Raw genomic sequence first — 9,836 nt, forward strand, 5'->3', positions numbered from 1 at the left:
TCGTACAAACTCGATAAAGCCGACTGTCAGCCACTTAAGCGGCTTCAAGCGGGTCCGGCGAAGAAGCGTCAGCACCAGCCCAAAGATCAGAGCAATCACATAGGCTGCCACTGTGGCGCCCAGCGTAATCCACATCGCATCAAAAATTCGCGGGAAAATTTCAATGGCAAAATTCCAATCCCAGGTCATCTGGCCGCCACCCCCCTGGCCGCGCGTTTTTCCAGCCACCGCGCACCGAAGATGAGCGGAAGGGCCAGAACGAAATAGAGCAGCAGCAGAAGGGTGAAAATCTCCACCTGGTCTCCTGTATAGTTATCCTTTAAAATCCGCGCCTGGAACGTCATATCGGCGAGTGTCACCAGAGAGACAAGAGAAGTACCTTTCAGCAGCTCGATCGCGTTGTTTCCAAACCCGGGCAGCATCAGGCGGAACGCCTGCGGCAGAATAACAAGCCTCATCCGCTGCCAGCGGGTCATATTCAAGGCAATGCCTGCTTCCGTCTGGCCGGAAGGCACCGACAAAATCGCTCCCCGGACAACCTCGGAAGCATAAGCCCCGTAATTCAGGCTCAAAGCCAGGACCCCTGCGGCAAACGGCGACAGTTCCATCCCGAAAGCGGGCAGGGCAAAAAAGAAAAAGAACATTTGCACGAGCAGGGACGTTCCCCTGAACAGCTCTACGAGAGCTCCCATAAGAAAGCGGACGATCCAAAACCGGGACACGCGTCCCAAACCGGCAATAAAAGCAAATATAAAGGCAAAAACAGCGGACAGCAGGAGAACTTGAACCGTGATTCCCGCCCCACGCAATAATTCCGGCAAATACATCATGTAAGTATCAATGATTATCAAGCCCCTTCATATCTATGATGCAGAATCCCTCATGCATCAACACAAGGGATTCATATTCTGAGGTGCATATATCATGTCTATCCTTAATTATCCGGCACAACGATCTTCTGTTGTTACGTCGTCCGGAAGGTTATCTTCTCCAAATCCAAATTCTTCATAGATTTCAAGAATCTTTCCTGACTCTATCAATTTTTTCAATTCAGCGTTATAGGCTTCACGCAGGTCATTGTCTTCTTTTCTAAAGACGGCAGCCCCGTAGCTCATAACGCTCTCCCCATTAATTTCCGGCTGTGTAAACGGCTTGGCTTCCTCTACCTTATCCTGATCGGCAGACGCAACAGCTTCACGCAGTGTCGCTTCGGTCATTACCGTTGCATCCACGCGTCCCGAGCTGACAGCTGCAATGTTGGAAGAAATACTGTCGGCTGTTTCAATCTGATTGTCTTTAACGCCCAGCTCCTTCAGAAACTCATGCTGGTTCGCACCTGCCATAATGGAAACTTTCACATCAGGGTTTGCGGCGATGTCTTCATAACTGTGCAGATTTTTTGGGTTTCCCTTTTGAACAGCCATACCTTCCCCATAGCGAATTTCCACATCTCCAAACGCCGCTTCTGCACACCGCTCAGGGCGAATATCCATACCGGCGGTAATCACGTCAAAACGCTCCGCCTGCAAAGCCGGGATCAAGGAACCGAACTCCGTTACTTCCCCTTCTACTGTTTCAATGCCCAGCTCTTTAAAAACAGCTTTTGTAATTTCCGGAGCCACTCCTGTCACTTCCCCGTCAGAGGTTTTGTAACCATAAGGCTTTTCATTGGCCACCCCAAGCTTGACGACCCCTTCTTCCTTCAGGCGATCCAGCGTGGACATTTCTTCACTGGAATCTCCGCCGCCTTCTTCGTTATTTGCACTTTCATTACCACTGCCGCAGGCACTTAGAATCATTAAGAGACCAGCAACAGCTATAGCTAACCACTTTTTCAAAATTAAAACCCCCTTGATAATTCTCTTACTTCTAAATATTCCAATAAGTGAAAGCGTAAAAACCCCACATGTTCTCCGGGCATAAAGGAGTATGCAAAAAGTTCTTTGCCTGGGAAGCGCTTTGTTTAAGTTTACGCGAACAGGCTTTCACGTTCAAACAGCATATTTTTGGTTTAAGCATGGTTATCTGCGTTCTCGCGGAATATGTGGGAACTCATACGGGGGATGCTCATCATTCATGGAATATACTCCTTTTTCCTGCAATAGTTGTCTGAAAATAAATAATGGCAAAGGCATATAAGGTTGAACAAGCATCTTTTATGCTGCTAAAACACATGTTGAAAAACTTATTGAATCGAGGATCTTTCAACTTTGCCCTAATCTAAAACCTCTGTGCCAGAAAGGTTTTCTCCTGAAAACCTTCTTGAGAGTTTAGTCCTTACAGCATAGCTCCTATACGCCTGTGTAAGTCCTGTCTTATGATTCGGAAGGCTTAGTGTCCGGAATCGTTATCTTTTTTATGTCGCCCAGCTTCGCACGGATACTTCCTTTATGCGGGAAAGATCATCAAATAAAAACTTTGCAAGAAGACATACTAGTACAAGTGGAGGTGATGATATGGGAAAAGATAGGAAACGAAAGCAGCAGGAAACAACTCAACCACAGCCCTTGTCAGGATCACATAAAGTAAAAAACAAAAACCACTCAAGGCAAAATAAAAACCCGGGACACGGAATGTAATCTCCTTTTGGCCAAATGAAGTTAGCCACGTTCGGATCAAGACGTGGCTGCTACATATTGACATTTTGGCGGCAGAGCATCGAAAATTTCAAAGGGCCCATCTTGCAAAAGCCGTATGCTGCCCTTCACTGGGAAACATTCCTTTTCCTATGTACATATTGTAACGCCTGATCATAGATCGAACGGGAAAAATAGTCTTTAATTTTTTCGAGCATGTTTTCATATGAAGAAAAGTGAATCCTTTGTTCTTCCCCTTGATTGGTCTTTACCAAGAGGCGTTGTTCATTGAGGGAAACAGTTCCATTCTTCAATGCTTGGGCAATAAGCAATTGCTTATTAAAAGCAGACTGCGGATGCTCATGAATGACCTTCTTTATACGATTCAATTCGTCCCACTCTACTTCTTCAGGAAAAAAGGCATATCTTGTGATCCATTGACCCTGTCTCTTTAATTGAAATGCAACCGTTCCTTTTTCAGTTTTCAGTGTACGAAGACGAAAAGTTCCACCCGGTGATTGAACAGGCGGTCCGTCAAGTTGAACAGGCTTCATAGGCAACTGCGTACCAAATCCGCTGTCAGCGACAAATAAATCGTCTTTCTTCCAAAAGAGGTTCATGACATGAGTGCGGTCCGTGACCCAGCCGGATTCATCGTGAACTGTTGCGGAAGCTAAATGTACATCCAGGCCAAGCTTTCTTAAAATCAGGTGCTGCAGTGCGTTTAATTCGTAACAAAGTCCGCCGCGATTTTGTTCAATCATTTTTCCCTCAATATATTCAGGTGTAATGTTTTCTTCCACTTTTGTCATAACATCCAAATTTTCAAAAGGGAAGCGCTCGGCGAGCATCCTTTGAACCTTTTCGATTAGTAACAGATCATCCTCTGCTGAAAAATAACCCTTGTCTTTTAAAAAGTTGTCCAAGATTCCGTTCATGCTTTCCTCCCCTTTCCTTATAGTTATCATACTACTCTTCGCATTCAAAAGGGAGCGAATCATTTCTCGCAACCGATCCAGGGTTCATAAGAAAGCTCAGCAGATCCAGCTGCTAAGGTTGCTGACAGCCAGTACTAATGAAAGAAGGAATGATGATACCATAAAAAGATACTAAGCAGTGTGTATAGATTTCCGGAGGTTTTCTGAGTGGACATTCACTTTGATAACCATTTTTTTACAATACCTTCAAAGATATGCCCAAGAATACGTAAAATTTAGTTTTCCCGGCAAAAAACCATTCAAGGGGTTGTCCATTCAGCCCGCTTTTTTCAATTTGGGACCATCTGGGACGATTTGGAAGGAATTTAAAGGAAATGAGGGGTTATCTTCATCTGTCCGTAACTCATCACAATTAAACCCGTGAAAGCCAGACTCAGTCGTTTTGCTTTTAAAAAAAGCTACCGATATGATTATATACATCTTGCAATTACACAGGAGGTGAACAAACAATCAGTAAAGTAAAGGAAAAACCTTCAGCGAAGGGTACGAAATTAAAAACGATTTACTTTCGGGAGCCAACTGCGGACGACGGCAGTGAAATATTTGAATTGGTGAAAAAGTCCAAAGTTCTCGATGTCAATTCGTCATACAGCTATTTAATGTGGGGTAAGTATTTTAATCAAACATCTATTGTAGCAATAGTCGATCGCAAAGTTGTCGGCTTTGTCTCCGGGTTTCTCCAGCCAACCGCACCTGATACGCTGTTTATTTGGCAGGTGGTTGTTGATCAGTCCCAAAGAGGAAGAGGATTGGCCACCACACTTTTGCTCAAGCTGATCAAAAGGCTTGAAAGCATGAATATCCGCTTTGTAGAGGCTACTGTAACACCTACCAATACTCCTTCCAACAACCTGTTTAAAGGATTGGCAAAAAAACTGGGAACTGAGTATACACAATACGAGTGTTTCAGCGAAAAGCAATTTCCTGACCCTTCTCATGAAGCTGAGATTGCGTATCGAATTGGGCCATTGGAATAAACTTTCTTGGAGGTATATATACGTTTATGTCGACTATTATGGACAAACCGGAAATTACTATGGATGTCTTTGAAAAGCATGAGTCAAAAGTCAGAAGCTACAGCAGAAGTTTTCCAACCGTATTTAAAAAAGCAAAGGGATACAAGCTTTGGGACGTGAATAATCGGGAATATATCGACTTTTTTGCCGGTGCAGGCGCCCTAAACTATGGGCATAATCATGATAAAATGAAAGAGCTTCTCATCAAATATATTGAAGAAGACGCCATCACTCATAGTCTGGATATGGCCACAATGGCGCGTGGAGAATTTCTTAAAAAGTTTAATCAAGTTATTTTAAAACCAAGAAATCTGGATTACAAAGTGATGTTCCCTGGACCAACCGGTACAAACACCGTGGAAAGCGCTCTAAAAATTGCCAGGAAAGTAACCGGGCGAAATACAGTCATTAGTTTCACGAACGGATTCCACGGAATGACGATCGGTTCGTTGTCCGTTACGGGAAATGCGTCTAAAAGAGGCGGTGCCGGCATTCCATTAAATAACAGTGTGTTCATGCCTTTTGATGATTACGTAGACAGCGGCAGCTCCCTTGACTATATAGAAGCGTTTTTGGTGAACAGCAGCAGCGGTGTTGATCTTCCTGCCGCCATGATTTTGGAGACTGTTCAAGGAGAAGGCGGAATTAATGCGGCAAGCTATGAATGGCTGCAAGGTATCGAAAAATTATGCAAAAGATTCGGCATTTTGCTAATTATTGATGATGTTCAGGCCGGATGCGGGAGAACCGGAACGTTTTTTAGCTTTGAACCGGCAGGTATTACACCGGATATCGTTTGCTTGTCAAAGTCTATCGGAGGATACGGATTGCCAATGGCACTGACCCTCATTAAAAGCAAATATGATATTTGGGAGCCCGGGGAACATAATGGAACATTCCGCGGAAATAACATGGCGTTTGTTACAGCAACTGAAGCGTTGAAATACTGGGAAACGAACAATTTTTCGCAGGAAATCGCCAAAAAGTCTGAAATGATGAGTGCATTTGTTGACTTTCTCGTACATGAATATCCTCAGCTACACGGGGAAAAAAGAGGCCGCGGCCTTATGCAGGGTGTAGCGTGTAAAAACGGCGAAATGTCAGAGCAAATATGCGAGAATGCCTTTAAACGCGGCCTGCTGATGGAAACTTCAGGACCTGAAGGGGAAGTATTTAAGTTCCTGCCGCCCCTCATTATTGATGAAGAAGGACTTGAAAAAGGCTTCCAGATTGTAGAAGATAGCATTAAAGCAGTACTGGATAAATAACCTTCACTGGTAAAGGAGACGGGGAAAAATGATTGTTAGAACATTAGATGAAATTATCGGAACAGACAATGATGTAAGAGCCGAAACTTGGGCAAGCCGCAGACTGCTGTTAAAAAAAGACGGCATGGGCTTCTCTTATCATGACACAACGATCTATGCAGGCACTGAGACACATATATGGTATAAGAACCACCTTGAGGCTGTCTATTGCGTCGGCGGTGAAGGGGAAATAGAGACTGTAGCTGATGGAAAAGTCTATCCGATCAAAGACGGTACCATGTACGCTTTAAATGAACATGATGAACACTATTTACGTGCAAAGACAGACATGAGGTTGATCTGTGTCTTCAATCCTCCTCTTACAGGACAGGAAACGCATGATGAGGAAGGCGCTTATCCTCTTGTAGAAGCGGAGTAAACCTAAAAAAAATGAAGCAGTTAAGCCCAAGCCAGTACGGCTTGGGCTTTATGTTGCTTCCACTGACAGTCCTGAAACTGGTATAATTCGTATAAATCATGATGGCAGAAAGAGGAGCAGCAATGCAATTAACATTTAAAAGTGCAGAAAAGAGAATAAACGATACCCTGGTTTTCCCTTCGTTTGACCTCACCATTCACCCCGGGCAGGTAACGGCAATGTATTCGAATGTGAATATCCGTGAACAACTTATTCAACTATTCCTTGGAAAAACTGCGTTGTCCCAGGGACATATTTTAATAGAAGAGCAAAACATGAAGTTTCCTTCTCCTCAAATAGGGTTTCTATTTTTAAATCCGGGACTATATGAGCGGCTGACGGTACAAGAAATGCTTTTGTTTGTAAAAAAGCTTTATCATTCGCCGCACACAATCCATACTGTTATTCAGGCACTTGGCCTGGAGCAGATAAAAAGTACTAAAATAAATAAACTTTCTTATTCTGAAAAGAAAAGAACTCAATTTTCCTGCCTATTTCTGCAAGACCCCTCTATATTTGTTTTAGAAGAACCCGATCAAAACCTAGATATAGAGTCACGGCAAATATTCTTGTCCATATATACAAAACTTCGCCATGCTGGAAAAAGTACCCTTATTTTAACCGGCAATCTGGAAAGTGCTATTACTGCTGCGGATAGAGTCTTTGCATTAGACAGCAACGGCCTATCTCCGATACCAGTGGAGGAAAATCATTTGGTAAAAGCAGGAAGGACAGAGGAGAAAAAGCATCAGCTTGACATAGAACAGATAGAATTGAAGAAAATTCCGACAAAGGTGAATGACAAAATTGTTTTATTTAATCCTACTGAAATTGATTATATTGAAAGCAGCAACGGTCGTTCCTATTTACATATTAAAGGTGAATCCTTCCCCAGTGATTTTACCCTGCAGGAATTAGAAACCCGGTTATTGCCTTTTGGATTTTTCCGCTGCCATCGCTCATATATTGTCAACTTGCAGAAAGTACGCGAAGTGATTACTTGGACAAGAAACAGTTACAGCCTTGTCCTGGAAGATGCAACAAAATCAACCATTCCCCTATCTAAATCGAAAATGACTCAACTGAGGGAAATGATGGGGCTCAAATAAAAAATGATTATTTCTCGGGAAATATGTCGTATTTCCATATATCTTGAATGATTTTGATTGTCATGCCATTCATTTACAATCAATAAAATCTCATAAGAATTCTACCCTCCTGCATTTGGACCCCCTTTTTGCTCCTTTCACCTCCTTACCGGCTCTATTCGACATGATTTTAATGCATCGGCTGATCTGATATCATATTCTGATCTTACAAAGACGGACTATGAATCAGCGAGGGGAATCGCAATGGAAAATATTATCGATGTACAGGGGTTGGCAAAAACCTTTTCAGATCAGCCAGCGCTAAATAATGTCAGCTTTCAGGTAAAGAAAGGAGAAATTTTTGGATTTTTGGGGCCAAGCGGTTCAGGAAAAACAACAACCATTAAAATTTTAACCGGGCAAATGAATATAACCTCAGGTCAGGCTTTGGTCTTTGGTAAACCAGTATCTCACTTAAAAGACCCAAGAACCAGGGGCCGATTTGGTGTGTTGACAGATAACAGCGGCTTATACGAAAGATTATCTATTGTGGATAATTTAAAGCTGTTTTCCCGCTTATATGGACTGCCTGATTCAAGAATGGAAGAAGTTCTGGATATTGTCCATATGACGAAGGATAAAAACAAAAAAGTGTCTTCAATATCAAAAGGAATGAAGCAGCGGGTCATATTGGCAAGAGCGCTGCTGCATGAACCTGAACTTCTTTTCTTGGACGAGCCCACATCTGCTTTGGATCCGGTAAACACTCAGCATATTTATGAGGGTTTAAGAGCTTTGAATGACAAGGGAACAACCATCTTTTTAACGACGCATGATATGTATGAAGCAGATACCCTGTGCGACCGTATTGCATTTTTGAATAAGGGAACAATTCAATCATCAGGCTCTCCAGACCAACTGAAAAAGCAGTATTCCGATGAAACCATTACAGTCGAACTGACCAATGGACAACAGGTCATTTTATCAAAAGGTGCTGCAGGTGCTGAGCAGCTTTATACATACATGAAATCCAATCAAGTATCTCGTATATTCTCCAATGAACCAACCTTGGGGGATATATTTATAGAAATAACGGGGAGGAAATTAGCATGACTTTTTCATGGAAACGAGTAAATGCCATATTTGTTAAAGATTATAAGGACTTTTCCAGAAACTATGCTGTTTCGACAATTATCTTTCTTCCTCCGATTATGGCTGCTTTTTATGGGCGTATGGGGAACATTTCCATTGAAGCTCACTACTTAGTGTTTAACATGGCCTTTACCATGGTGGCAGCATTTGTCCAGTGCTGCCTAATTGCTGAAGAGAAAGAAAAGAATACACTCCGGGGTCTGATGCTGTCACCTGCAAGTACTCTGGAAATATTAGGCGGAAAGAGTTTGTTGTCCATCCTATTGACCATCTTTGTTATTTTATTAAGTGCTTTTTTCTCGGATTACCGACCGGAGCCTGTTGGGATTATCAGCATCGCCATGATGCTTTCCATCCTGTTTTATATTGCACTGGGAACGTTACTGGGCTTATATGCCAGGTCTGTTATGGAGGCATCTCTCATCATCATGCCTGTTATGATTGTATTTAGCTTTGGGACGTTTCTTACATCACTTACAGAAAGATACCCAGTATTGAAAATCATCGATTACTTGCCAAACGTCCAGCTTCTTGAACTTGCGAAACAAATGGAATCCGGGGGAGGTATGGCTGATATTTTCTCCAACCTTGCCATCATTGCCGCCTGGTTGATCGTAACTTCTATATGTACAGTTATTGTTTTCCGGAAAAGAATGGTCGATTAAGAATTTATCATTTAGGGAGGTATGGTGGAAATGAAAATAGCAATGAAGTTTTTATTGAGTTTCGCGCTGGGAATCCTCGTAGTTTCTTTGTTGAAAAATGTTCTTTAACTGTGGGATCAATGGGCTCATAAGCTCCAATCATCCACTGAGCACGATGGTCACATCATATTAGGATTTTGAGTGAAGGTTGCCGGATGACCCAATCGCAAGTTCTCTAATCATGGGGGCTGCCTAAACCATTCATGGCAACCAAACATTCAGGACCCCCCAGTGATTTTGGCCCTTAACTCTTTCATAGAAACCTAAAATGAGGGATCCCGTTGGTTCGGGCGGGTGGGCCCTTTCATGACGACCAACTTAGATGGCCTCCCTCTTGTTCGGGGGCCCTTCAGTCTTTTTTGGTGACTTGCAGGAGTTCGAGTAATTCACCTGCACTTTTAATCCTTACAAACCTACATACGATAACTTTCGAATATTACTTTCTAATGGCAAAGGGGCTGTCCAGAAAGTCAGTAAAAACTGATTTTCTGTGACAGCCCTATTTTGTTTAGTTCTAAAAAAGGCATACAAAAAAATCGCCCTTTCTAGTAAAATGTAAGTTACCACACCAACATTT

The 9,836-nt window shown here is 42.7% G+C and carries 10 protein-coding genes and 1 pseudogene; 7 read left to right on the forward strand and 4 right to left on the reverse strand.

Annotated features, from left to right (window positions below; translation table 11 throughout):
• From ACFSCZ_RS16645 to ehuB, 3 genes and pseudogenes are all read right to left on the reverse strand, one after another.
• A pseudogene (locus ACFSCZ_RS16645) lies at positions 1 to 189 on the reverse strand (ectoine/hydroxyectoine ABC transporter permease subunit EhuD); the annotation flags it as partial.
• Positions 186 to 845 (reverse strand): ectoine/hydroxyectoine ABC transporter permease subunit EhuC, encoded by a 660-nt coding sequence (gene ehuC, locus ACFSCZ_RS16650; RefSeq protein ID WP_380775546.1) that lies wholly within the window; start codon positions 843 to 845, stop codon positions 186 to 188. The pseudogene ACFSCZ_RS16645 and the gene ehuC, both read right to left, overlap by 4 nt.
• A 93-nt stretch (positions 846 to 938) precedes the next feature.
• On the reverse strand, positions 939 to 1,838 hold the full coding sequence (ehuB, locus tag ACFSCZ_RS16655; protein ID WP_380775525.1) for an ectoine/hydroxyectoine ABC transporter substrate-binding protein EhuB: 900 nt from the start codon (positions 1,836 to 1,838) through the stop codon (positions 939 to 941).
• Positions 1,839 to 2,456: 618 nt separating this feature from the next.
• Between ehuB and ACFSCZ_RS16660 the strand changes: the two genes are divergently transcribed.
• Complete coding sequence (locus tag ACFSCZ_RS16660; protein ID WP_380775527.1) at positions 2,457 to 2,579, forward strand: small acid-soluble spore protein P; 123 nt, start codon at positions 2,457 to 2,459, stop codon at positions 2,577 to 2,579.
• A gap of 125 nt (positions 2,580 to 2,704) precedes the next feature.
• Here the strand turns inward: ACFSCZ_RS16660 and ACFSCZ_RS16665 are convergent, their stop codons facing one another.
• Positions 2,705 to 3,514: an arylamine N-acetyltransferase family protein gene (locus tag ACFSCZ_RS16665; protein ID WP_380775529.1), complete on the reverse strand. Its 810-nt coding sequence runs from the start codon at positions 3,512 to 3,514 to the stop codon at positions 2,705 to 2,707.
• A 560-nt stretch (positions 3,515 to 4,074) separates the two neighbouring features.
• Here ACFSCZ_RS16665 and ectA point away from each other — a divergent pair.
• The 6 genes from ectA to ACFSCZ_RS16695 all read left to right on the forward strand — a co-directional run bounded on the left by ectA (position 4,075) and on the right by ACFSCZ_RS16695 (position 9,220).
• The gene (ectA, locus tag ACFSCZ_RS16670) at positions 4,075 to 4,551 is read left to right on the forward strand and encodes a diaminobutyrate acetyltransferase (protein WP_380775548.1); all 477 of its coding nucleotides are present in this window, start codon (positions 4,075 to 4,077) and stop codon (positions 4,549 to 4,551) included.
• A 26-nt stretch (positions 4,552 to 4,577) separates the two neighbouring features.
• On the forward strand, positions 4,578 to 5,858 hold the full coding sequence (gene ectB / locus ACFSCZ_RS16675) for a diaminobutyrate--2-oxoglutarate transaminase (RefSeq protein WP_380775532.1): 1,281 nt from the start codon (positions 4,578 to 4,580) through the stop codon (positions 5,856 to 5,858).
• Positions 5,859 to 5,886: 28 nt separating this feature from the next.
• Entirely contained in the window at positions 5,887 to 6,276 is a 390-nt protein-coding gene (locus ACFSCZ_RS16680) for an ectoine synthase (RefSeq protein ID WP_380775535.1), read from the forward strand.
• A gap of 122 nt (positions 6,277 to 6,398) precedes the next feature.
• Positions 6,399 to 7,424, forward strand: a complete 1,026-nt coding sequence (locus tag ACFSCZ_RS16685; RefSeq protein ID WP_380775537.1) for a response regulator transcription factor — start codon at positions 6,399 to 6,401, stop codon at positions 7,422 to 7,424.
• 243 nt (positions 7,425 to 7,667) lie between these two features.
• Positions 7,668 to 8,516: an ABC transporter ATP-binding protein gene (locus tag ACFSCZ_RS16690; RefSeq protein ID WP_380775539.1), complete on the forward strand. Its 849-nt coding sequence runs from the start codon at positions 7,668 to 7,670 to the stop codon at positions 8,514 to 8,516.
• Positions 8,513 to 9,220: an ABC transporter permease gene (locus tag ACFSCZ_RS16695; protein ID WP_380775542.1), complete on the forward strand. Its 708-nt coding sequence runs from the start codon at positions 8,513 to 8,515 to the stop codon at positions 9,218 to 9,220. Before ACFSCZ_RS16690 ends, ACFSCZ_RS16695 begins: the two co-directional genes overlap by 4 nt.
• The last annotated feature ends 616 nt before the right edge of the window (positions 9,221 to 9,836 follow it).

The sequence above is a fragment of the Siminovitchia sediminis genome (assembly GCF_042680885.1).
GTDB lineage: Bacteria > Bacillota > Bacilli > Bacillales > Bacillaceae_C > Siminovitchia > Siminovitchia sediminis.